Genomic DNA, 23252 nt, shown 5'->3' with positions numbered 1-23252 from the left:
GTCTAGGGAGGATAACGCCGTAGCCGCTTAGTAGTTCTCTGACCATATTTATGGAAAATTAACGATATTACCCAAGCTTAGGCTCAAGCCATTGATAAGCCAACATCCCTATAATCATCGCAGGAATAAAAACATAGGCTTGCCATTGACCAGTACCGAGCAACACAATTCCTGGTCCTGGGCAAATACCAACTAGCCCCCAGCCGATACCGAACAACATCGCACCGATAAGCAATTTTTTATTAATGACAGTTTTGCTCGGCATATCAATTGGTGTGCCAATCCAACTGCTCTGTTGACGCTTTGCCAATCGTACACCGAAAAACGCCACTATCAGACCACCGCCCATCACAAGAGCAAGGGAGATATCCCATGCACCAAATACGTCCAAAAACCCTTGTACCTTTATAGGATCAGTCATACCTGACACCAGTAGTCCAAGCCCAAACAGCAGTCCTGCTAGCAACCCGATTATATTTTTTAGCATCGTCGTATCTCGCTATTATTATCTTTTATTAACCATCGTATGTCGTTTACGCGTTAGCCCGACTATCAGTCTTCATCTGGCAATCTGCCATGAGTTCGCTATAGTAGGCCTAATACGTGACGACCGATATAAACGGTCACAATCCCAAACAGCATAAAGGTGACAGTCGCTGCCAATGACCGTGGAGACAGCCGTGCATTACCGCAGATACCATGCCCACTGGTGCATCCTGAACCTAAACGCGTGCCGAAGCCGACCAATAACCCTGCACCAATCAATAATGGCACGGAAGTACTGATAGCTACCTCAGGTAGTGGTCTTGCCAACTGATATAGCAGTGGTGAGATGACCAAACCCAGTATAAACAGCACCTGCCACATCTCTACACGCTTGGGTTTTAGTAGGCTTGAAAAAATACCACTGATACCTGCTATACGACCGATACCTAGCAGTAAGATAACCGTCGCTACACCTAGCATTAGACCCCCAACTAAGGAGATCGGCGTAAATGCTTGCCAGTCTATTTGTATGCTCATAACGGACTACCTGATTAAGTTTATTAAATACGTACTTGAGTATTAATTTATAAAAATACATTATATTATAAAATATAATAAAAAGGTAAAAAAATACTGAACCTAGCATGACACTAATGGTTCAGTATTTTTTATAACTGCAAAGATTGTATTGCAAAAGCTATGAAAAAGACTTAATAAGCTATCATATTACTGTCTTTATCAGCCCTCTTAATTGGTATCTTTACTGGCCTAAAACTTTATCAAGTGCCGTTTCAAAACGCTCTACTGTGCCATCGATATCAGTCAATTTATCCAAGCCAAACAGGCCCAAGCGGAAAGTTTTGAAATTATCAGGCTCGCCCACTTTCAATGGTACGCCAGCCGCGATTTGTACCCCGATTTCAGCGAACGCGCTACCTTTATGCATATCATCACGATCGGTATAAGAGACGACAACGCCAGGTGCTTTAAAACCTTCAGCAGCGACGCTCTCAACGCCTTTGGCTTCTAGTACTTCGCGGATACGTTTGCCAAGTGTCCACTGCGCGTCACACAATTTATCAAAACCGATTGCTTTGGCTTCATTCACAGCATCACGGAACTGACGTAAGCTGTCTGTCGGCATAGTCGCATGGTACGCATGACCGCCATTTTCGTAAGCACGCATGATGTTCAACCATTGCTTTAGGTCGATACTAAAGCTATCAGACTCAGTACTGTCCACTTTTTTGACAGCAGCGTCGCTTAACATGACCAAGCCAGCGCCCGGCGTACTGCTCCAACCCTTTTGCGGTGCGCTAATCAGTATATCGATACCCAATGATTTCATATCTAGCCATACACAGCCTGATGCAATGCAGTCAATGACTAATAATCCACCAACGCTATGCACAGCCTCGCTCAACGCTTTGATATAGTCATCTGACAAGATGATACCCGATGAGGTTTCAACATGCGGTGCAAATACAACTGCTGGCTTTTCTTCTCTGATTTTAGCTACAGCAACGTCGATATCGACTGGAGCAAACGGCTTTGGCGACTCACTATCATCAGCACGATTGGCCGTGAGCACTGTAGATGACTTGGCGATTTTGCCTTTTTCTAAGATTTGCGTCCAACGATAGCTGAACCAGCCATTACGAATGATTAGGCAGTCTTCATCATTTGCCAACTGGCGAGCGACTGCTTCCATACCATAAGTACCAGAACCAGGAACGATCACCACTGCGTCCGCGTTATACACAGATTTTAGGTCACTAGATAGGTCGTTCATCACTTGCTGAAAGTCTTTTGACATATGGTTCAGCGCACGATCGGTGTAAACCACTGAATACTCTAATAAGCCGTTTGGATCGATATCTTGACGTAATGCAGGCATTGAACACTCCTAGTGTATGGTTAGATAATATGCGACATGGATCAGATAGCACTATAATCAAGTGCTATTATTTTTGATGGTGAGATCTTGCGCTGTCTAGAGATGCATTATTTTTAAACAAACAAAAAACAACGGACACTGATGAGGTCTACTAACGTGAAGTTAATATATTTGTAGTCATATTACGAGCAAACACCAGCACATATCTTGACCTAAGCCATCCATGAGAGCTTGATATTAGCACTGATACTGAAGGTTGACAACGATACGCTCAGGCAACGATATGACTTGCGCTATCGAGCATTTATTGGTAGGTATTGATTGATTGATAAGTTTTGATTTATAAAGCCACGATGAAAGCATCAATGCCCTCGATGAGCATCTTGTAGTCCTGACACTACGAAGTCTAGCAACTCACTATCGCCTTCACGTGCGGCTTTGCGCATCAGTTTCGATGGTGCATGGGTCAATGTTTGAGTCAAACGTCGCGATAGCTCAGTGATGATATCTTCTGGACTAACATCGTCCTGTTGCAGCTTAGCAATAGATTCATGCAGCAGCTTATCCACCTGACCTTGAGTACACGCGCGGTATTGCTGAATATCTTTACCAACTTGGCGAACCTGAAAGCGGCGATCTATTTCAACCACCAATTGACTCACTAACAGTTCAGCATCCACTGCGGCTTGGCGACGCTGCTCGATATTACCTGCAATCACATGCTGCAAATCATCGACAGAGTATAGATAAACATCATCAATACGGCTAATGGTCGAATCGATATCGCGCGGTACGGCCAGATCTATCATAAGCATTGGCTGATAACGGCGACGCTTGAGCGCTTGTATGGTCATTGTCTTATCAATCAACAAATCCATACTACCACTACAACTGCTAACAATATCGGCTTCAGCCAATACTTGCGGTAGTTCCTGTAAGGGTCTAACATCTACACGGCGATTAGGGCCACGTAGCTCAGCCGCTAATGCTTCGGCACGTTCGGGGTTACGGTTACAGATAATGACTCGTCCTACCCCTAGCCCTGCGATATGGGTGGCAACCAAGCGATTCATCTCGCCTGCCGCAACGACCAAAAGCGTGCGACTTGGTAAATCATCAAATATCTGTGTGACTAATTTGGCTGCGGCAAAGCTAAGCGATACAGCCTGTGCGCCTACCTGCGTCTCGTTACGCACTCGTTTGGCGGCAGCGAATACTTGATCGATGATCCAGCCGAGCTGATTACTAAGTACTTTTTGGTCTTGAGCCAGATGCACAGAGTTTTTGATCTGCCCGAGAATCTGCGGCTCACCCAGTATCATAGAGTCCAGACCAGCCGCTACTCTTAACCAATGAGTCAGTGCATGAGTATCACGATGTACATAGAGATAAGGATCAATATCAACGAGTGATAGTTGCTTGAAGTCAGCCAGCCACGTTTTGATTTTGGTAATATGCGCACTAATCGCAGCAGATGAGATATTCATGCTACTACTAAAAGTATTATTGGATGACTGGCCAGCAGCTTTGACATCTTGCACATTGGGTAATTGTGAGTCAGATAGTTGGCCGTTAGCGTGGTGCGACGTTGACGTTTGCGGCACTAGCGCATAGATTTCGGTGCGGTTACAAGTAGAGACGATCACGCTACCATCAGTAAAGGCTTCTATTTGTTTGAGTGCGACATTTACATCGTCACCCACAAGCGCCAAGCGCTCTCGCAGAGCGACTGGTGCAGTTTTGTGATTGACCCCAATGACCACTAATCTCATTATCGATAGACCATAAACATGACGCTCAGTTGCCCCTTACGCTATCTTATTATTTTTAAAAGACAGTTTTTGACGACAGCGCTAAAAAGGAAGACCCTAAAAACCGCCTATTATATCATTATTGCGGGCTTTAATTAACACTCACCCATCTATGATAACCATATCTCTGTATCTGGTCGCAAATGTAACAAATCAACTACTCATACGATTTATAAAATCAATAGCTGAGTTTTGACTTATGGCCAATAATATAATTTTAAATCATTCGCTTACTCTATCTTAACTTGTTATATTTCTATAATATTCAGTTCGACAGACCTATCTATATTTAATTATCTTCAGTATCGTTCTTTGGTAACGTACTCGCTACTAGTAGCATATTCATACGGTCAGACATGCCACTATCTGAGTAACACGGATGCTATTGTTTATCTCATCGGTCTACTCTTATAATGTTTGTCATGGGTACATATTGCCAATATCTAACTTGAAATGATTAAAACAAACTTGCCTTATCTGTGTAGGTAAACCATGGGCGAATACGGCTATCTATGATTTTTTTTGGGTCATTACTTCGGTCACCACATCCCTATAGCGAATACTCTAGCTTCCGTGCTTTATTGCATGTCGCTATTGAGCGCCTGTGTCAACGGTATAAGCTAGCGTTGTCTCTAGCTGTATGCCTGTGTTTGGCAGCCCCTGTCCATGCTAGCCATCCCGATATATTGCTAGAAACAAAAATTCCTAAAGTATCCGTTGCTACCGATACTAAAGCAGCTGCCAATAAGGTAACTGCCGATAAACCAAATGATGACAGTGATGCGATTGATACACCTTATAATGAAGATACGCTTACTATAGAAAACGTAAAAAATATTAATGGCTTAGCACCAGCCAGCTTATGGCAACCTGAGCTGAGTGAACCAAGCTTGTACGCTCTACTGGATGCTGAGTTTGCTGCCGATCGCGATGACAAACGACGTGCGGTCTCTATTTATAAGCAACAGTCTTTTAAAGAAGATGCGACAGCCGTGTTTGAGAGAGCGCTTAGCCTGTCTTTGCGTAACGAAAGGGTTGAAGACTCATTACAGTTTGCCAAGACATGGCAAGACCAAAACCCTGACCACGTACCTGCTTGGTTTTATGTTGCGCATTTGGCCTTACGTGCCCACGACTATATATTAGCGGGTGAAACGTTAAACCGCATCTTGCGCTATGACCCACGCGCAGACTTAAGCGAAATCCTTATAGGCATTTACCCAAACAATGACGATGACAAACGCGAGCTGCTTGCCGCGTTGCAACCACTGGATAGCGAGCAAAACGCCTCATTGTCGGTATTAAAAGCGGGTTTACTCTATCAGTTTAACGAACCTGAAGTCGCTATCGTTCATATCAATCGAGCGCTAGAGCGTCAGCCAGACTACGTGCCTTTTATCACGTTAAAAGCCGATATATTGCGTAAAATCGTGACCGCAGAAACCGTCATCAATTATGTCAGTCAAGCTCGTCTACGCAACCCTGATAGCAAAAGCTTATATTTATATGAGATTCGCTATCTATTAGATTTAAAGCAAAGCGAACAAGCTTGGAAGTTACTACTTGAAGCACATAGCCGCTTCAGTGATGATTCTGAGATTACTCTGCTCGCAGCCTTAGTGAGCTTGGATATTGAAGAGTACGCTAGTGCCGATGAGCTACTCAATATGCTTGCCAAGAGTCCAGCTTATCTTGATCAAGCCTATTATTATCTGGGTATCAGTGCTGAGCGTCAGCAGTTGTTCGATCAAGCCAAATACTATCTCAATGGCGTCATGCAAGAGGATTTGGTATTAGAAGCGCGTAGAAAGGTAGTGGCGTTTGAATTACTCGATAACGACGTCGATGGGGCAATCGCGACTTTAGAAAAGCTGCGCAAAGACTTCACAGTATTCGCGCCTGACACTTTTGTCATGCAAGCCGATATCTTGTGGCAACAAAACGAATCTGATGAAGCACTGCGTCTACTAACTCGTGCCGCTCGTAAATATCCTGACAATGAGATGCTACTCTTTGCACGGGCTCAGCTGCTAGATGATAAAGAAGACTATGTCGTTAAGCGCACCTTGCTCAATCATTTGCAGGCTTTAGATCCTAGCAACTTGTCCTATCAGTTAAGCTATGCACAGTTGCTACTGGCAAATGAGCGCAGCTCAGAGCAAGGTCTAGCGCTAGCTACCGCAATTATTCAGATTCGCTATGATGACCCACGTTATGATAACGACCTACATCTGCAAGCCTTAAATGTCTTGGCGGGCAATGCATTGGTCAAAGAGAACTATCAGCAGGTCATCGACTATCTACAGACACCTTATGATGTGCTACCGACCTTGCGTTCAGGCACTCTGTTATTGCGCGCCTATCAAGGCTTAGGTAACAATGACAAAGTTGAGGCATTACTCGCCGATTTGCAGCAGCGCTTCTCATTTGGACAGCGTAATATCAATGACCGCATACAGCTGTATTAATAGCGCTGATTTTGGATATGCTCTTTGGGCTTTGCAACCATAGAAATATGATAGTTGATAAGGTTTTTATAAATAACGAAGCATTTATAAATTACAAGGTCGTTATAAGAAGCTAACAGCCATGCATAACCGAGCAACAAATAACGCTTAAGCTAATATCTTTGTTTATCTTTCCATTTTTGAGAAACTATTATGTCAGCATCAATCACTTCTTATAAACCAAATAAACTGGCTCTGTTTACTGCTATAACTGCAGCGATGATAATTACCTCTGGTTGTCAGTCATTAAAAACAGCCAATGCGACCAACCAACCGACGACGACGGTACAAGGTCAAAACGCTGATCAACCAAAAAAGCTAGAGAGCTTCAATATCACCGGTAAAATTGGGGTAACGACACCTGCGAATGATTCAACAGGTACTCAAGGTGGTAGTGCATTTTATGCATGGGGTCAGCAAAACGACCGATTTGCCATTGAGCTGATTGGCGCACTTGGTATTGGTAAAACCAACATCGAATACAATGGTCAGACCGCTACTCTAGTCAGCGAAAAGACAGGCACATTGACCGCTGATGATCCCGAAACCTTGCTAAAGAAAGCCACTGGTTGGCAAGCACCAATTTCACAAATGCCTTATTGGATTTCTGGTCGCCCAGCACCTTCAGATAGTGCGCCACAAATGGATGATCAGAGCCGCTTAGTTAGCTCAGTCAATGGTGAGTGGACAGCCAGCTTTACTTATAAAGGTACCGATAAGTTACCTAGTAAAATTAGTGCCGTACAACCACAAGGCAACAAAGTTGTAATGACGATTAACCATTAATCTATCCTTCATTAACAACAGAAATCCTGCTGAAAACCATCATTGCTAATTAAGATAGCTGTTTGTAACTGCACCTTATGATAAAAAAATATGACTGAAAATATAGCTTCATTATTTGCTTCTACGATTACCCGTTTATCGCCTGCAAAACTCAATCTGTTTTTGCATATCACGGGTAAACGTGCCGACGGCTATCATAATTTGCAAACGGTATTTCGCCTGCTCGACTGGGGCGATTATTTGCATTTTTCGGTCAGCAACGATGCTGTTATTTCTACTATAGCTAGTGAATTAACTTCTAATCAATTCTGTCATCAGCTACTGATACTAGATGGTGCAGAGGCTATCACTACTAGTATAGAAGACAATTTAATTTTCAAAGCGGCACGCGCATTGCTAGCATTTGCCATACAGTCAAACACTTTACCTGAGCAATTAGCAAAAGTGCATATCACTTTAGATAAGCATTTGCCAATGGGCGCAGGGTTGGGTGGTGGCTCATCTAATGCAGCAACGACTATACTAGTGCTCAATGAGATTTGGCAGCTTAATTTTACCTGTGATGAGCTTATAAAGATTGGCGCGACTGTAGGTGCGGATGTACCGATATTTATCTTTGGCCAAGACGCTATTGCGATGGGTATTGGTGAAGAATTGACTGCCATCGACCTGCCTGACCAGCACTATTTAGTACTGACGCCTAATGCCCATGTCAATACTGCCAAGCTATTTGCGCATCCTAAACTACAGCGAGATATCGCACCTTTATCGGTTGCAACTATCCAAAACCAATACGCTGAATATGTACAAACGCTCACTACGCCTTATCATAATGTCTTTACTCTAGTGGTTACGAGCCTTGCTCCTGCTGTTGCAGATGCCTTGAATTATTTGCAGGGGTTAGAAGCGCAAACACTGAGCACAGCACGCATGACTGGTTCTGGTAGTGCCGTGTTTTTGCCGCTAGATGCGAGTGTGGCTACTAATAAAAAACTTGTAGCGAAGTGGATTGCAGATGCGCCTTGTGCAGGTTATATCGTTGGAAACTTAAAATAGCACATACAACCTTTAGATTTCTTATCATTTAGATAATGACAACGGTAGGATTGCCTATTTTAATTTGCTAAAATAGCGCCAGCAGTAACCTATGATGAATAAATACCAGAAAAAGCCGCAAATGACTTGCAAAATCTGAAAATTTACTTATAATAGGTCGCCACAATAGGGGTATAGCCAAGTTGGTAAGGCATCAGGTTTTGATCCTGACATCCGTTGGTTCGAGTCCAGCTACCCCTGCCATTTTTTAGTACAAAGCGTTAGAGATACATTGAGTATAAGCGGTTTATAGACAGCCACTTATCTTATTATCATTGACAACGTTATCCCAGTTTCGGTATAGTTCGCAATGGACACCGCTAGGGAAAAGTTATGTTTTAAACGGATTATCCGTTTTTTAGATAACTGATAGGTCATGACACCATATTAAGAACGACTACTTAGTCGCTATTAAATATCGGTTGTTCATAGCCTAGACATTACAGGGGTATAGCCAAGTTGGTAAGGCATCAGGTTTTGATCCTGACATCCGTTGGTTCGAGTCCAGCTACCCCTGCCATTTTTTACTGTAATAGTATACTTCAACACCTTCATCACTCTTTTCTTAATTTGAGCAGTTTGACACTGCTTAGCGGTCGCTGCTTGAGTCAATCAATAGGACTTCTGTCATGCCTTATTTGGCGATTTTTACGGGTAATGCCCACCCAGAATTAGCAAAAACCGTAGCCGATCATCTTCACATACCTCTTGGTAAAGCTGACATCACGCGTTTTTCTGATGGCGAAATTGCCGTGGAAATCAAAGAACACGTACGTGGTAAAGATGTGTTTATCATGCAGCCTACTTGTGCACCGACCAACGACAACTTGATGGAAATCATGATGATGGCTGACGCTTTGCGTCGCTCTAGTGCTGGCCGTATCACAGCTGTCATGCCTTATTTTGGTTATGCTCGTCAGGATCGTCGTCCACGCTCAGCTCGTGTACCTATCTCGGCTAAAGTGGTCGCTGACATGCTAAACATCGTTAGTATCGATCGCGTAATGACTGTTGATTTGCACTCAGATCAGATTCAGGGTTTCTTTGATATCCCTGTAGACAACATATACGGCACACCTGTATTGCTAAACGACCTACAGAAGCAAGACTATGACAATATCATGGTTGTTTCACCTGACGTAGGCGGCGTGGTTCGTGCACGTGCGATGGCTAAGCAGTTAGGCGATACCGACATGGCAATTATTGATAAGCGCCGTGCTCGTGCCAATGAGTCACAAGTAATGCATATTATCGGTGATGTTCGTGACCGTGATTGCGTTATCGTTGATGATATGGTCGATACTGCAGGTACATTGTGTAAAGCAGCTGAAGCATTGAAAGAAAATGGTGCTCGTCGCGTTTTAGCTTATATCACGCACCCTGTCCTATCAGGTAACGCACTGAAAAACATCAGCGAATCTGCATTGGATGAAGTGGTTGTGACCGATACGATTCCACTATCTGCTGAAGCCAAAGCCTGTAGCAAAATCCGTCAGGTAAGCATTGCACCGATGCTGGCTGAAAGCTTACGCCGTATCAATAACGAAGAATCTATTAGCGCGATGTTTGACGCTTAATCTGATACAACTACCTTTTAAACAGCTATTGCGGTAATTTTTAGTAGCAATGACTGTAGTAAAACATCTTAAATAGTTAAAAAACAGAGCGTCAAGTATCCTTACTTGGCGCTTTGTTTTGTGTAGGCGTTTTGCGTAGGTCTTTATTATTGCTACAGAATCACGTATAATGCGCGCCTGTGCTGACCTTTTCGTTGTTTTTATTAGGTTGGAACTATCAAAAGTGCTGATCATGCTTAACAGCAACTATCGTTATGGTAATTATCGTAGCGAGCGCTGCTATAAGCAAATGGCTAAGCTTAAACATTACGAGTTTTATTCGTAACCATAATATTAGCTATCATCACGTATTAGTGGATTGGTCGCAAATCCACTTTTTTATGACCAGACACTTCATCATTTTTTTTATAGGATTATATCCATGAGCATTAATCATTTTGAACTAAACGCCGTTGATCGTGCTGCTGAACTACAAGGTAAAGGTGCGAGCCGCCGCCTACGTAAGCAGAACCTAGTTCCTGCTATCATCTATGGTGGTAACGAAGAGCCAACAGCTATCTCTATCAAGCTTAACGAACTAGTAAAATCACTAGAATTCGAAGCATTTTTCTCACACATCTTGACTATCAACGTTGACGGTGAAGAGCATCAAGCAGTTATCAAAGACTTGCAGCGCCATCCTGCTAAAGGCTTCCCAATGCATGCTGATTTCCAGCGCATTGTAAAAGGTCAGAAAATTCACATGAACGTTCCTGTTCATTTCACTGGTCGTGAAGATGCGCCTGGTACTGCTGCTGCTGGTGTACTATCTACTCTAGTATCTGATATCGAAGTTATCTGCTTACCATCACAACTTCCTGAATACCTAGAAGTAGATGTATCTGGCATGGAAATCGGTGATTTGTTCCGTCTATCAGACATCAAACTTCCTGAAGGCGTTGTAATTCATGAGCTTGAGCTAGAAGACGGCCATGACCGTACTATCGTTAACATGCAGCCACCAACAGTAGAAGAAGTTGATGCTGATGCTGACGTTGATGCTGATGAAGTACCAGCAACTGAGCAAAACGACGGTACTGAAGAAAACAAAGACAGCGAGTAATAACTATTTCTAACTAGTGCATTATTTTGTGCTGGTTAGTGATACATTCGTTTAGTCAATAAAACAGCAGGTGATTAAAATCTCCTGCTGTTTTTGTAAGTAAGGTTTGAAAATAAACTGTCTATCAGTACTTCAAACCTTACCCCTATTTATCAAATTCAAGCAGGGTGTTTTTATGGCCATAAAGCTTATTGTCGGTCTTGGTAATCCTGGTCAGCAGTATATGTTTACGCGTCATAATGCAGGATTTTGGTTTGTCCATCATTTGGCTCAGCAGTTTAATATCACGCTCTCCCCTGATAAGAAATTTCATGGAGTGACAGGGCGTGGGCAGATTCATGGGTCTGATGTGCGTTTACTTATGCCGCTGACGTTTATGAATAAATCTGGTCAGTCAGTGGTGCCTATGGTAAATTTCTATGGCATCAAAAATGATGAATTGTTGATTGCTCATGATGAGCTCGATATTCCAGCTGGTAGTATCAAACTCAAAACAGACGGTGGACATGGTGGTCACAACGGCCTACGTGATATCACGCCGCATATTGGCAATGATTTTCATCGCCTGCGTGTGGGTATCGGCCATCCTGGTCACAAGTCTAAAGTTAGTGGACACGTTCTCTCTAAAGCATCTCCCGATGAGCAGATTGCGATTGATAGCGCGTTGACAGCTGCTTTTGAAGCGCTCCCATTATTGTTAGATGGTGATGTCGAAAAAGCACGTTCACAAATTAATGGCTTTAAATTACCAGAATAATATAGTCGTTCAATGATAATGACCTTTTATTTTGGCAGTTTTATCCCCATTAACCTTTTGATTTAGTTAATTAATATCAGTTACGCCAAGGAACCAACCTATGCTACTTAATATGCTTAAATGCAAATTACACCGTGCCCGTGTTACCCATGCCGAGCTTCATTACGAAGGCTCTTGCGGTATCGACGGCGATCTATTAGATCTTGCTGGTCTACGCGAAAATGAATCTATTGATATCTATAACGTGACCAACGGTAAGCGCTTTCGCACCTATGCTATCCGTGCTGAAGCAGGCTCTGGTATTATCTCATTGAATGGTGCTGCTGCGCATATGGCAGACTTGGGTGATATCGTTATCATTTGTGCTTACGCGCATTTTGACGAAGTTGAAGCATCAACGTATCAGCCGAAACTTGTCTATTGCAACGAAGACAACACCGTTAAAGACACAGCAAATATCATTCCTGTACAAGTTGCTTAATATGACAGGATGGTGAGGTTTTGGTAAATTTAAGATAAACACAAAGTTACATCTTTGAATTAGCTGCTATTATTACTAAAAATCTCGATGCTAAAAGGAAAGCTGAATCTAAATCAAGATTCGGCTTTTTTTATACCACTTTTATTTATCAAATTCACATTTTTCATCATATACAAGGAAACATACTGATGTGGTTGGCCGCGCTTGCAATACTGATTGGGTTAGCAATTTTAGTTTGGAGTGCCGATGTCTTCATTGATGGGGCGACAGCACTAGCAAAGAAGTTTAGTGTGCCTAGCTTCTTAATTGGTGTCTTAATATTGGGTATAGGCACGTCAGCGCCTGAGATGGTGGTATCAGTACTAGCAGCAATAGAAGGCAGCCCTGAGCTGGCTCTAGGTAACGCTTATGGCTCAAATATCATCAACATCGCATTGGTACTCGGTGCAACCGTATTGATTAGCCCTATTATCATCCGTAGAGGCATCGTAAAACGCGACTTGCCCTTGCTGCTGCTAATTACTGTCATTGCCGCTTGGCAGCTGCGTGATGGGACATTGAGCCAAGTTGATGGTATCGTATTGTTGATTTTGTTGGTCGCCGTTTTAGGGCTACAGATCATAATGAGTATACGCGAAGGCTATCATGAGCACGAAGACGATATAGTCGTGGCTAATGCTGGCTCAGCGCACTCAAATAACTTAGAGCACTTAAATAACTCAGAGAGCTTAGAAAAGCTAGAACCAAGTGTAACGCGTGGTCTTGTCAGTTTAATTATCGGTATGCTGATGCTCGTAGCCAGCTCACGCGCTATCGTTTGGGGTGCTGTCGAGTTAGCAACGCTATGGGGTCTTAGTGAGCTCATCATTGGTCTAACGATTGTCGCCGTTGGGACCTCATTACCTGAACTGGTATCGAGCTTGTCAGCTGCCCGTAAAGGCGAACATGATATGGCGCTTGGCAATATCATTGGCTCTAATATTTTCAATACTTTGGCAGTTGTCGGCTTGGCAACGGTCATTGCTCCTATCGCCGCCGACCCAGTGATTCTGTCGCGTGATGTGATGGCAATGGGAGTCTTGACGATATTGCTAGTGACACTGTGCGTATTTGCCTTTAAAACAAAGCGACAATTCGGTCGTACGTCAGGTGCCACATTAGTGTTGTTCTTTATGGGCTACACCGCATGGCTGATCCAAAGCGTTAGTATGTAACTGTTTAGACTGAACCAACTGAGCATTAGTACAACTAAATTATTACGTCGATAAGAGTTACTAGTTCAATAAAAATTGTTACGTCAATAAAATCAGATTAAGATTTTTTCTTACGATTTTTAAAACCGCGCCATAGCCCTTCATGTGCCACTTTTGGCATTTTTAGGGTGATGGTGTTGGACAGCATATCTTGTACTGCCAAACCGCGAGGGTTGAACAGGCAGAACACATAGTTGAATACCAAACCAAGAAATGCGCTGGCCAATAAGGCGGCGCGTGATCCATCAATAAGACTGCCAATAATGCCGAAAATCAGCGGCATCAAACAAGCGGCCAAAATACGCTTAAACGACTGACCCCACGTTAACCATTGACCTGCATCATTAATCGTTTTTAATCGCCACGTCTGCATACCCAATGTCTGACCACCACGGCGCCAAAATATCCCATAGAATGCCACGAGTGTCAGTACAAATGACGGCGTCATAATGGCGTTCTGATACCAGAGCGGCAGTGACTGAGCTTGTGATGACTCAGTACCAGTCTCCATAGTCAACAGTGTACCTACGACGGTTAGTATCGTCCCTACCAAAAACAATAACGCCAAAATCAGCATACCGTCATAGAGAATCGCCACGACACGAATCATAGGCTTAGCGATGGTTGGCTCTTCGTTAGGATCTTGCTGTACAGGCGCACTAGATTGAGGCTTTGATTTGCGAGTCGTTTTTGACGGACGTTTAGATGGACTTTTTGACATGGTACAAGCTCATAGCAAGCAGTGAATAGTAACGCTATTGTACCGTAAATGGTGGGGCTATCGTACATTATCCTAGATGACTATTTAACATCGTAGATGGCTCTCCAATATCGTAGATTGCTCTTTAATATTATTAGTTGGCTATCCAATCATGCTACATACAAGAGATGGTCGAAGAATAAATAAGTAGAAGGGTGAAAGTTACAGACATAAAAAAACCGCCAATTGTCATAAGACAGGCGATTATTTTAATGTTTTATCAGCTTGTATTAAGCTATTATGCAAATGGTGCGCCTGGAGAGATTCGAACTCCCGACCCCTTAGTTCGTAGCCAAGTGCTCTATCCAACTGAGCTACAGGCGCGTATTTTGCACTTTATCCACTGCGCAGATAATATCTTTTGCAGTAAATTAGGTTGGTCATTATATAGATAATATCGCTTGTGTCAACATCTTTTTTAATTAAAACAAATTATTTTTTGAATTAATTATTAAAATGTTTAACGCAGTATATTGCGTTACTACTCTAATAACAACTGAATAAATGGCGGTGAAGGAGGGATTCGAACCCTCGATACGCTTACACGTATGGTTCCTTAGCAGGGAACTGGTTTCAGCCACTCACCCACTTCACCTAACGATTCAAGACATTTATAAAAATTCTATAAACATAGTATTGATGCTAACAATACGTCTCTTGTCGTGGGCGAGTATTATAACAAAGCCAAAACGAATTGCAAGCGTTGTCTACAGATTTAATGCGGCTTTTATCAAAATTATAGATATAAGTACTTATATTGCATTTCTATACGGAAAATTGCGACATATCATTGCTAAATATAACAACCAAACTGCTTATTAATACTAGGTCTATTCATCCTGCCGTCTTATACCTAATCGACAAGCATAAGACTATGATAGATTTTTTAGTAGTAGGTGGCTATAGTATTTGTCACTTACTTTAAAATATCTCAAAAGGAGCTGTTATGCGACCTGTCGTATTGTGTTTTTCAGGATTAGATCCTTCAGGCGGTGCTGGATTACAAGCGGATATCGAGGCCATTGGACAGTCAGGGGCACATGCAGCCATCGCTTGTACGGCGGTCACTATCCAAAGCTCGCAGCAGGTATTTGGCTTTGAGGCTTGTGCGGCATCATTGGTAAAAGCTCAAGCTACTGCAGTACTTGATGACTTACCTGTTAGTGCCATCAAATCAGGTATGCTAGGCACCACTGATAACATCGCAATGTTAACCAAACTGTTTGCTGATCAAGTTATCGATAACAACACGCCATTTGTCTTAGACCCTGTATTGGTCGCCAATAGTGGTGGTAGCTTGGGCGATGAAAAAACGCTTGTCAGTGCATTTAGGCAGCTACTGCCCTACGCCACCTTGATTACACCAAATACCCATGAACTTCGTGCCTTAAGCGGCGAGCAGGACTTGCATATTGCTGCAAAAAAACTGTGCTCACAAGGCGCTCATGCAGTACTGGTAAAAACCTCACATGATTTTGATAGCGGTGACATCGAGCAGTACTTATATATACAGGGGGGAATGGTCCATAAAAGTACTTTACCGCGCTTAGATGGTGAGTTCCATGGTTCAGGATGTTCTCTTGCCAGCTTTATCGCTGGGCGCTTGGCAATGGGCGATGCGCTCATCGATGCGGTAAAAGCCGCCGACAGCTGGATTACCCAAACCTTGCGCGCGGCTGACGCACCGCATCCTGACAATGCTAAAGCGCAATTGATACCCAGTCGCTTTATAAATGTTTAACGTAAGATACAAATGATAGATATAAAAAAGGCGCTCCATATTTATATAGAGCACCTTTTTTATGACAGTTTTTAAATGTAATTCTATTAGTCTTAACCCAAGGTTGGCAACACACTCGCAGCCAAACCCCCGATGAATATCTCCAGCAAATAAAATGCTAAGAAAGCGACCATTGGCGATAAGTCGAGCATACCTAAATTCGGTGTGATACGACGAAACGGGGCCAAAATAGGCTCAGCCAAATTGATAATAATGCCAATAATCGGATGCTCAGATCTGGTAAACACCACAATCCAGCTAACGATGATAGAACCAATCACTAGATAGCGACACATGCGTAAAAAGTCTAACAATAAGCTAGTCGTACCCGTGAAAAATAGCGGTACAGGCGCAATACTTTTATGCGTCAATGCGGCCTTTCCAGAGATGTCGATTAGACGAATCAAAAACATCAGCACGATAGCGGCAATGCTAATACGACCCTGTGCAACAGTCGGGAAAATACGCCCAAATACATCGACGATATGTGTCGCTTTATAGGCAGGTGCAATCATCGGATTGCTCGCATCCATCCCTGCAAACTGCAACATAAAACGAATAAACACCAGCATCATAGCGAATGTGGTGACCAAATCAAAAATTTGAAATAACATGTTGTTCATGAAGTGCTACTCAATGTGACATTATTAACAGACTCTAGGATGACAAATGTCATTATCAGATGCTGATGATTACATAAGGTGTGTCGTCAGTGGTGACTCACAGCGCACCTTGTCAGTGTTTACTTACTCATCTCTTCACTTAACGCTTGGCTACGATCATAGCAAGCTTGCATGGCCTCGCTGATTTGACGACCAATCTCATTGGCTTGCATTGACTCGACCGCTGCCTGAGTAGTACCGTTCGGTGAAGTGACTTTACGACGTAACTCAGCTGGTGCATCATCACTGTTAATCGCCATTTTTGCAGCACCTAACATGGTTTGCATAGCAAGCGCTGAGGCTTGTTCTTTATCTAGCCCTAATGCAACTGCCCCATCGACCATCGATTCGATGAAGTAAAACATATACGCTGGCGCTGAACCTGATACGGCTGTGACCGCATGCATATGCTCTTCGTCATCGACCCACATGACCAAACCTGAGGCTTCCATAACGGCCGTTGCTAGCTGCTTCTGTTCTGCTGAGATGTTATCTGTACCGTAGAGGCCAGTCGCACCCATCTGAATCATAGAAGGCGTGTTTGGCATTGCACGGACGATATTGCTATAGCCGCCTAGCATGTTTGATAAAAGATCAGTCGATAAGCCTGCCGCCACTGAAATGACCAATTGAGTGTCTAATACGTCAGCAAAAGCACTTACCACCACTTTCATCATTTGTGGTTTGACTGCTAGCACCACGATATCCGCACCGATCACAGCAGACTTTGGATCAGCCATTGGATCAACAGTATTTAGACCTTTGGCGGCTAATTGCTCACGTGCATCGCTGCTAGGATCGGCGACCGTGATCAAATTTGGTTTGATGCCGCAACCCACAAGCCCGCTAATGAGCGCTTGTGCCATGTTTCCGCCACCAATAAAACTGATTTTTTTATTATCTAATACCGACATACTTGTCTCCTAGTCACAAAATTCAAAGGTATTCAACTTAACATACTGATATATAAAACGACACTCAGTTTATCATACTGCCACTATCGCCGTTTGATAAATTCAAAATGTCGCGCCTGATATCAATCCGATAAAAATCAATGAGTCAGCCAACGAATATTAAACTTTCAACGCTTTCTATTTTAGACTAAGCTCACTTTTGATGTACTCAGCTAATTGATTGCTTTTGGCATCGCTATCTGTCTGCTCAGAACTCAAAAGCCAACTCTCAAATGGTGATGCTAGTAATAGAGGAATATCAGTTTCTATTTCGCTTCCAACTTCAGATTTTTTTATAAAGGTGATGCTGACTACCATCAGGCTTTCCCGTAGCCATAATGGAATCCCAAGCGTCTGATATAGTTTTTTGCCTGCTTGTGGGCGCGCAGCCATCTCAGTCTTTAGCCGTTGCTTACGGTCTAACGGTGCTATTTTTAACGTTGCCTGCTGTGCTATACCGTCCGCACTATTTTCTAACAATCGTACCAGCGCATCTGCTTTTACTTGCAACTGCCAAGTATAACGATCACTGCTACGCATGATGACTGATGTTAAATTATCAGCTGAATGACTAAATAAGTTACTAGATAAGGTCAGTCTGGATAGTGGCAGCACCTGCTCGGTCAGTGGTAACTTCAGCCAAGACAGCCACTCGCTGCTCATACGATAGAGCTGCTGACGATAGCGCCGAATGGTATAAGATGCCTTACGACCTTGCCAAAACAGTTCTGTTTGATGATCTTGGTTATCACGTTGGCTTAGAGTTAACACATCATCGACGAGTTGCTTAGCAGGTGGTAACGGCTCATCTTGACCGAGCCAATAGTGCAATAATTGACGTTGACGATACATGGGTAGCTTTTGCAACGTATCGATATTTAGCACGCGCTGTGCAGGTAAAAGTTGCAGGTCTGTATTTTCTGTCTGCTGCATATCCTGCATAGCTTGAGCATTGACTGTTTCCTGTGCATCACTTAACAGCTGCGCACTACGAGCAATATTATCGATGACATTGTGATTGTATGTAGCCAGTATTGGCATGATGTCGCGGCGTAGCCCACTACGCACATTGTCACCGCTGTCATTCGTAGGATCATCTATATAAGGCAACTCTAAGCGCTTGGCGTAGGCGCTAATATTGGCTCGTCGTATCGTGAGCCAAGGTCGCCACAGGACATTGCGCTGCCCGCCTTGTCTTCGTACACTCCACGGCTGTATACCAGACAGACCGTTGACTCCTGCTCCTTGAATCAATCGCATTAATACCGTTTCAGCTTGGTCATCAGCGTGATGCGCTAATAGCAATACATCATCTTGGTTAATATGAGCACGCATAATATTATAACGCGCTTGCCGAGCGGCCTGCTCATCATGCCCATTCACTTGTGCCTGTAAAATGCGACAAGGCAACTGCTGCGCTTGCGCCCAGTTGGCAACATGCTTAGCCCAATGCCAACTATCCGACTGTAACCCATGATCGACATGTAACAGCTGCGGCAGACATGGCAATTTACCTTGTCGGTAGAGCTGCACACACAGCGCTGCAAGTGCCAATGAATCACGCCCACCACTACATGCCAGCCAAAGACGACGACCGTGCAGCTGATCACTATACACAGACATACTGCTCAATAATGCGGTTGCTAGTGTCTTATCAACTGGCAAATCGGCAATTGATTTAATAGGATGTGAGATGATTGCGCTGCTGGTCATATTCAGCCTTAGTTATTATTAAGCGGTTGTACATTTACTATCGTGCTGATGTGTGAGCACCTACGTTAATCAATACATTGCGTTAGGTGCTTTGTATTGAGGGCTTTATATAGTAACAGCCATAAAAAAACGCGCCATTGAATGACACGTTTTTATTTTAGCATTAAGACTCAAACTCTAATATGAAAAACCTATTATTGAATAATAGCGACTTAACAATAAAGGCGCCATAGCAACCAATTAAGCAGGCAACATCACTTCTGAGTTAAAAGACTTTAGCTTTTCATAACGTAGCTCACAACGCTCTTGAGGATCTAAATCTTTAATCTCATCAAGCTGCTCAGTAATCAGTGCTTTTAGCGCATTCATCACAGGTTGTGGCTGCACATGTGCGCCTTCGCCCTCTTCGATGACAGCGTCAATCAAACCCATTTGGTAAAGGTTGATTGCATTTAATTTCAATGCTTCACTAGCGTCTTGTGCTTTCTCGGCGGTTTTCCAGAGGATAGAAGCACAGCCTTCTGGCGAAATCACTGAGTAAATGCTGTTTTGTAGCATATTTACTTTATCACCGACACCAATCGCCAATGCGCCGCCTGAGCCGCCTTCACCAATGATAGTCACAATCACAGGCACTTTCAGACTAGAGAATACAGCGATGCTTTCTGCAATCGCTTGCGCTTGTCCGCGCTCTTCTGCACCAATACCAGGGTAAGCACCTTGGGTATCGACAAAGGTCATCACAGGAATGTTAAAGCGCTCAGCCATTTTGACCAAACGAATCACTTTGCGATAGCCTTCAGGATTGGCCATACCAAAGTTATGAGCAATACGCTCACGGGTGCTACGACCACGATGCTGACCAATTACCATCACAGGCTGACCATCAAAACGTGCAAGACCACCTAGTATGGCTTTGTCATCGGCAAAAGCACGGTCGCCATGCAACTCGTCAAATTCGGTAAAAAGCTGATTAACATAGTCCATAAATAATGGACGCTTGGCGTGTCGTGCAAGCTGCACACTATCCCAGACAGTGCTCATAGACGCTTCCCTTTAATAATTATACTTAATGTATTTATGTTTAAGAATAATATCGTTATCCGTATTCAGATAATGAAAGTACAGTTGTAAACTCAATAGGAGCTATAGTAGCACATCTTAAATAGCATGACATTATCGACAACGCCGCTTTTGTTACGTTAATCTTTAACTCAATACTTACAATGGTAACTGCTCAATCTCTGGAGTCTCGGCCTCTTGAGCTTCAATCACACTAAGCTGTACGCCCCACTTAGCAAACTGGTCAATCTCAGTACGCAAATCTGCTAGCAAGAACGCATAATGCTCACTGCTATCTACTAAAGTGATTTGCCAGCTGTTTTCAGCGACTACCTTTAATTCCAGCTCTGGTAGCGCGTAATCACTGCGGCTATGATGTGCCAGTACGGCGAGGCGCAACAGTAAGCAAAGGTAAACCAGCTGATCACCACCAATCTGACAAGTCTGCTCTAGCATATCGGCTTTGAGCTTGCGGCGATGGTTAAGCATCAACTGCGCCATGCGTTTTTGATCGACTTGCGAAAACCCTGGAATATCCGAGTACTCCAGCAAATACGCGCTGTGCTTGTGATAGCTACTGTGACTGATTGCCAGTCCTATCTCATGCAAGAAAGCAGCACGTCTGAGCAAGTCGCAATCATCATTGGACAGCGCAAGCTTATCTTTTACTTGTTCAAATAAATGGCGACTAGTTTTTACCACTTGTTTGGCTTGCTTTTTGTCCCCTGAATAACGCTTAATTAATGCCAATACACTGCGGTCACGCACATCTTCACTAGCGAAACGGCCTAGCATGTCATACATAACGCCTTCACGTAACGCGCCATCTGAATAAGTAATGGTCTCAACGCCCAGCACTTTCATCACAGCGCGCAATACTGCCACGCCAGCAGGAAATACGGCTTTACGATGTTCTTTGACGCCTTCTAACTCGATATCATCAATATTGCCAATCTTGATCAGCAGTTTCTCTAATTTTTTGACACCTTTATAGGTAATGCGTTCTTGCTCATCGGCCCAACCTTTTGACACTAGGACATTGCGCACCGCTTTGATTGTACCGCTTGAGCCAACCACGCTACTCCAGCCTGTCTTTTGATAACGACCGTTAATCGCTAAGACTTCTTTACGTGCACCTGAAATTGCACTATTAAAAGCTTCTTTAGTAATCAGGCCGTCAGCGAAGAATTTCTGCGTAAAAGAAACACAGCCCATTTGTAAACTTTCAGTCAATAATGGATCGAAATTTTGACCAATAATAAACTCTGTCGAACCGCCGCCAATATCCATAACCAAGCGTTTATCACTACTCTCGTTGGTATGCGAGACGCCCAAATAAATCAATCGCGCCTCTTCGCGGCCCGCGATAATCTCAATAGGTTTTGGCAGGATTTTATTGGCACGGGAAATAAAGTCGTTGGCGTTTTTGGCTTGACGCAATGCATTGGTCGCGACCACACGAATACGCTCTGGCGGTACTGAATCCAAGCGCGCCACAAAGCGGCTTAAACAGTCAAGACCGCGCTGTTCAGCAGCTGCGCTTAGAATATTATTTTCGTCCAGACCGGCGGCGAGCTGTACCTTTTCAGACATCGAGACTACTTTTCGCACTTCCCCATGGTCAAGACGAGCAATAGCTAAATGGAAACTGTTGGAACCAATATCGATGGCTGCCATCATTTCATCATCGCCAATTGGCGGATTCGTAAGGTAGTCAATAGGCATAGGACAAGTCGTCACCGTGTTAGAGAGAGTGGATAGTTTACCAAAATCACGTGCTATATAGTTATAAAATCACATGTATAGAAAAAAGTCATAACCACAAAAATCAGGGCAATTTTGTCATTAAAGCATTTATGCCAAACACTCGCAAGCAATGCAAAGTTGTAGCAGGGATATCGACGACCACCTTATAAACTGACAGGTATCGGCTCAGCATCTAGCGCTTGTGTTACGCATATCGGTTTGCTACATTGAAAGCTATCAATATCATGATAAAAAACCGTTATTTACAGAATTTTTATCCGTACAATTTACTTCAAAAGCCACCAACTAATCGGTTAAAAACCATCTGCAATTAATAGTTATCAACCTCACCAGCAAGGAAGCTAGTCACATGAATCAGACCATCACAAAAGACGCGACCCAAAATACTGAGACCCCTATCAGTAGCTCTAAAAAAGACATGGTAAAAACTGAAAGTTCGCCCAAACAGGCATTTTATGATTTTTACTTAGATGAGCATCAAAACATGGCCTGTCGCCGCCTACATTTTACAGGTAGTAGCTTTGGCTTATTAGGACTGGCAAAGTCTGTCAAAACTGGCTCAGCCAAACCTTTGGTAAAGGGCATTGCCGCCGGATATGCCTGTGCATGGGTTGGACACTTTTTCTTTGAAAAGAACAAACCCGCTTCTTTTAAGTTTCCATTGAAAAGCTTTGTCAGCGATTTTCGTATGTATAGCGATGTGCTACGAGGCAATCTAAGCTTGAGAAATCGCAAGTTCGATAAAGTACGATAACGTTTAGTCGTCGTATAGGTTAAATAAACAAAAACAGGGCTGCTAAAAA

At 43.3% G+C, this 23252-nt stretch carries 20 protein-coding genes and 4 tRNA genes; 12 read left to right on the top strand and 12 right to left on the bottom strand.

Annotated elements, in window-relative coordinates:
- Positions 1-67 precede the first annotated feature (67 nt).
- From CXF61_RS07635 to hemA, 4 genes are all read right to left on the bottom strand, one after another.
- A complete protein-coding gene (locus CXF61_RS07635; RefSeq protein WP_165597768.1) occupies positions 68-487 on the bottom strand; it encodes a DUF6691 family protein in 420 nt (139 codons plus the stop codon).
- A 98-nt stretch (positions 488-585) separates the two neighbouring features.
- Positions 586-1023: a YeeE/YedE family protein gene (locus tag CXF61_RS07630; RefSeq protein ID WP_165597767.1), complete on the bottom strand. Its 438-nt coding sequence runs from the start codon at positions 1021-1023 to the stop codon at positions 586-588.
- A 223-nt stretch (positions 1024-1246) separates the two neighbouring features.
- The gene (locus tag CXF61_RS07625; protein WP_165597766.1) at positions 1247-2383 is read right to left on the bottom strand and encodes an aminotransferase class V-fold PLP-dependent enzyme; all 1137 of its coding nucleotides are present in this window, start codon (positions 2381-2383) and stop codon (positions 1247-1249) included.
- 362 nt (positions 2384-2745) lie between these two features.
- A complete protein-coding gene (gene hemA, locus CXF61_RS07620; protein ID WP_165597765.1) occupies positions 2746-4155 on the bottom strand; it encodes a glutamyl-tRNA reductase in 1410 nt (469 codons plus the stop codon).
- 551 nt (positions 4156-4706) lie between these two features.
- Here hemA and CXF61_RS07615 point away from each other — a divergent pair.
- From CXF61_RS07615 to CXF61_RS07570, 10 genes are all read left to right on the top strand, one after another.
- Complete coding sequence (locus CXF61_RS07615) at positions 4707-6662, top strand: tetratricopeptide repeat protein (protein WP_165597764.1); 1956 nt, start codon at positions 4707-4709, stop codon at positions 6660-6662.
- Positions 6663-6854: 192 nt separating this feature from the next.
- A complete protein-coding gene (gene lolB / locus CXF61_RS07610; protein ID WP_165597763.1) occupies positions 6855-7487 on the top strand; it encodes a lipoprotein insertase outer membrane protein LolB in 633 nt (210 codons plus the stop codon).
- Positions 7488-7577: 90 nt separating this feature from the next.
- Complete coding sequence (ispE, locus tag CXF61_RS07605) at positions 7578-8543, top strand: 4-(cytidine 5'-diphospho)-2-C-methyl-D-erythritol kinase (protein ID WP_165597762.1); 966 nt, start codon at positions 7578-7580, stop codon at positions 8541-8543.
- A 167-nt stretch (positions 8544-8710) separates the two neighbouring features.
- A tRNA-Gln gene (locus CXF61_RS07600) sits at positions 8711-8786 on the top strand.
- 240 nt (positions 8787-9026) lie between these two features.
- Positions 9027-9102, top strand: a tRNA-Gln gene (locus tag CXF61_RS07595).
- A 109-nt stretch (positions 9103-9211) separates the two neighbouring features.
- Entirely contained in the window at positions 9212-10159 is a 948-nt protein-coding gene (locus CXF61_RS07590) for a ribose-phosphate pyrophosphokinase (protein ID WP_057758042.1), read from the top strand.
- Positions 10160-10580: 421 nt separating this feature from the next.
- On the top strand, positions 10581-11261 hold the full coding sequence (locus CXF61_RS07585; protein ID WP_057758040.1) for a 50S ribosomal protein L25/general stress protein Ctc: 681 nt from the start codon (positions 10581-10583) through the stop codon (positions 11259-11261).
- Between the two features lie 175 nt (positions 11262-11436).
- On the top strand, positions 11437-12018 hold the full coding sequence (pth, locus tag CXF61_RS07580) for an aminoacyl-tRNA hydrolase (protein ID WP_101205142.1): 582 nt from the start codon (positions 11437-11439) through the stop codon (positions 12016-12018).
- Between the two features lie 100 nt (positions 12019-12118).
- Positions 12119-12499, top strand: coding sequence for an aspartate 1-decarboxylase (panD, locus tag CXF61_RS07575; protein WP_010196068.1), 381 nt, complete (start codon positions 12119-12121; stop codon positions 12497-12499).
- 188 nt (positions 12500-12687) lie between these two features.
- Positions 12688-13713: a calcium/sodium antiporter gene (locus CXF61_RS07570; RefSeq protein WP_165597761.1), complete on the top strand. Its 1026-nt coding sequence runs from the start codon at positions 12688-12690 to the stop codon at positions 13711-13713.
- Between the two features lie 97 nt (positions 13714-13810).
- On the opposite strand, the gene CXF61_RS07565 is transcribed toward CXF61_RS07570, so the two are convergent.
- From CXF61_RS07565 to CXF61_RS07555, 3 genes are all read right to left on the bottom strand, one after another.
- The gene (locus CXF61_RS07565) at positions 13811-14473 is read right to left on the bottom strand and encodes an RDD family protein (protein ID WP_165597760.1); all 663 of its coding nucleotides are present in this window, start codon (positions 14471-14473) and stop codon (positions 13811-13813) included.
- 286 nt (positions 14474-14759) lie between these two features.
- Positions 14760-14836, bottom strand: a tRNA-Arg gene (locus CXF61_RS07560).
- Positions 14837-15017: 181 nt separating this feature from the next.
- A tRNA-Ser gene (locus CXF61_RS07555) sits at positions 15018-15107 on the bottom strand.
- 351 nt (positions 15108-15458) lie between these two features.
- Here CXF61_RS07555 and CXF61_RS07550 point away from each other — a divergent pair.
- A complete protein-coding gene (locus CXF61_RS07550; RefSeq protein ID WP_165597759.1) occupies positions 15459-16253 on the top strand; it encodes a hydroxymethylpyrimidine/phosphomethylpyrimidine kinase in 795 nt (264 codons plus the stop codon).
- A 92-nt stretch (positions 16254-16345) separates the two neighbouring features.
- On the opposite strand, the gene CXF61_RS07545 is transcribed toward CXF61_RS07550, so the two are convergent.
- The 5 genes from CXF61_RS07545 to ppx all read right to left on the bottom strand — a co-directional run bounded on the left by CXF61_RS07545 (position 16346) and on the right by ppx (position 22407).
- A complete protein-coding gene (locus CXF61_RS07545; RefSeq protein WP_102078712.1) occupies positions 16346-16915 on the bottom strand; it encodes a YggT family protein in 570 nt (189 codons plus the stop codon).
- A gap of 119 nt (positions 16916-17034) precedes the next feature.
- Complete coding sequence (proC, locus tag CXF61_RS07540; protein ID WP_102078711.1) at positions 17035-17868, bottom strand: pyrroline-5-carboxylate reductase; 834 nt, start codon at positions 17866-17868, stop codon at positions 17035-17037.
- Positions 17869-18045: 177 nt separating this feature from the next.
- Positions 18046-19620 (bottom strand): tRNA lysidine(34) synthetase TilS, encoded by a 1575-nt coding sequence (gene tilS / locus CXF61_RS07535; protein WP_165597758.1) that lies wholly within the window; start codon positions 19618-19620, stop codon positions 18046-18048.
- Between the two features lie 240 nt (positions 19621-19860).
- Entirely contained in the window at positions 19861-20664 is an 804-nt protein-coding gene (locus CXF61_RS07530) for an acetyl-CoA carboxylase carboxyltransferase subunit alpha (protein WP_102078709.1), read from the bottom strand.
- A gap of 177 nt (positions 20665-20841) precedes the next feature.
- A complete protein-coding gene (ppx, locus tag CXF61_RS07525; protein ID WP_102078708.1) occupies positions 20842-22407 on the bottom strand; it encodes an exopolyphosphatase in 1566 nt (521 codons plus the stop codon).
- Positions 22408-22867: 460 nt separating this feature from the next.
- Here ppx and CXF61_RS07520 point away from each other — a divergent pair, with 460 nt between their 5' ends.
- Complete coding sequence (locus CXF61_RS07520) at positions 22868-23203, top strand: Mpo1-like protein (RefSeq protein ID WP_227526627.1); 336 nt, start codon at positions 22868-22870, stop codon at positions 23201-23203.
- Positions 23204-23252 lie beyond the last annotated feature (49 nt).

This window comes from Psychrobacter sp. 4Dc (assembly GCF_002836715.1).
Lineage (GTDB): Bacteria > Pseudomonadota > Gammaproteobacteria > Pseudomonadales > Moraxellaceae > Psychrobacter.
The sequence above is the reverse complement of the archived record's forward strand: the minus strand, read 5'-3'. Positions and strand labels throughout refer to the sequence as shown.

What these genes read in the sequence shown, in the direction of transcription:
- CXF61_RS07635 (WP_165597768.1), bottom strand. Translation starts at nt 487, where the DNA reads ATGCTAAAAAATATAATCGGGTTGCTAGCAGGACTGCTGTTTGGGCTT.
- CXF61_RS07630 (WP_165597767.1), bottom strand. Translation starts at nt 1,023, where the DNA reads ATGAGCATACAAATAGACTGGCAAGCATTTACGCCGATCTCCTTAGTT.
- CXF61_RS07625 (WP_165597766.1), bottom strand. Translation starts at nt 2,383, where the DNA reads ATGCCTGCATTACGTCAAGATATCGATCCAAACGGCTTATTAGAGTAT.
- hemA (WP_165597765.1), bottom strand. Translation starts at nt 4,155, where the DNA reads ATGAGATTAGTGGTCATTGGGGTCAATCACAAAACTGCACCAGTCGCT.
- CXF61_RS07615 (WP_165597764.1), top strand. Translation starts at nt 4,707, where the DNA reads ATGATTTTTTTTGGGTCATTACTTCGGTCACCACATCCCTATAGCGAA.
- lolB (WP_165597763.1), top strand. Translation starts at nt 6,855, where the DNA reads ATGTCAGCATCAATCACTTCTTATAAACCAAATAAACTGGCTCTGTTT.
- ispE (WP_165597762.1), top strand. Translation starts at nt 7,578, where the DNA reads ATGACTGAAAATATAGCTTCATTATTTGCTTCTACGATTACCCGTTTA.
- CXF61_RS07590 (WP_057758042.1), top strand. Translation starts at nt 9,212, where the DNA reads ATGCCTTATTTGGCGATTTTTACGGGTAATGCCCACCCAGAATTAGCA.
- CXF61_RS07585 (WP_057758040.1), top strand. Translation starts at nt 10,581, where the DNA reads ATGAGCATTAATCATTTTGAACTAAACGCCGTTGATCGTGCTGCTGAA.
- pth (WP_101205142.1), top strand. Translation starts at nt 11,437, where the DNA reads ATGGCCATAAAGCTTATTGTCGGTCTTGGTAATCCTGGTCAGCAGTAT.
- panD (WP_010196068.1), top strand. Translation starts at nt 12,119, where the DNA reads ATGCTACTTAATATGCTTAAATGCAAATTACACCGTGCCCGTGTTACC.
- CXF61_RS07570 (WP_165597761.1), top strand. Translation starts at nt 12,688, where the DNA reads ATGTGGTTGGCCGCGCTTGCAATACTGATTGGGTTAGCAATTTTAGTT.
- CXF61_RS07565 (WP_165597760.1), bottom strand. Translation starts at nt 14,473, where the DNA reads ATGTCAAAAAGTCCATCTAAACGTCCGTCAAAAACGACTCGCAAATCA.
- CXF61_RS07550 (WP_165597759.1), top strand. Translation starts at nt 15,459, where the DNA reads ATGCGACCTGTCGTATTGTGTTTTTCAGGATTAGATCCTTCAGGCGGT.
- CXF61_RS07545 (WP_102078712.1), bottom strand. Translation starts at nt 16,915, where the DNA reads ATGAACAACATGTTATTTCAAATTTTTGATTTGGTCACCACATTCGCT.
- proC (WP_102078711.1), bottom strand. Translation starts at nt 17,868, where the DNA reads ATGTCGGTATTAGATAATAAAAAAATCAGTTTTATTGGTGGCGGAAAC.
- tilS (WP_165597758.1), bottom strand. Translation starts at nt 19,620, where the DNA reads ATGACCAGCAGCGCAATCATCTCACATCCTATTAAATCAATTGCCGAT.
- CXF61_RS07530 (WP_102078709.1), bottom strand. Translation starts at nt 20,664, where the DNA reads ATGAGCACTGTCTGGGATAGTGTGCAGCTTGCACGACACGCCAAGCGT.
- ppx (WP_102078708.1), bottom strand. Translation starts at nt 22,407, where the DNA reads ATGCCTATTGACTACCTTACGAATCCGCCAATTGGCGATGATGAAATG.
- CXF61_RS07520 (WP_227526627.1), top strand. Translation starts at nt 22,868, where the DNA reads ATGGTAAAAACTGAAAGTTCGCCCAAACAGGCATTTTATGATTTTTAC.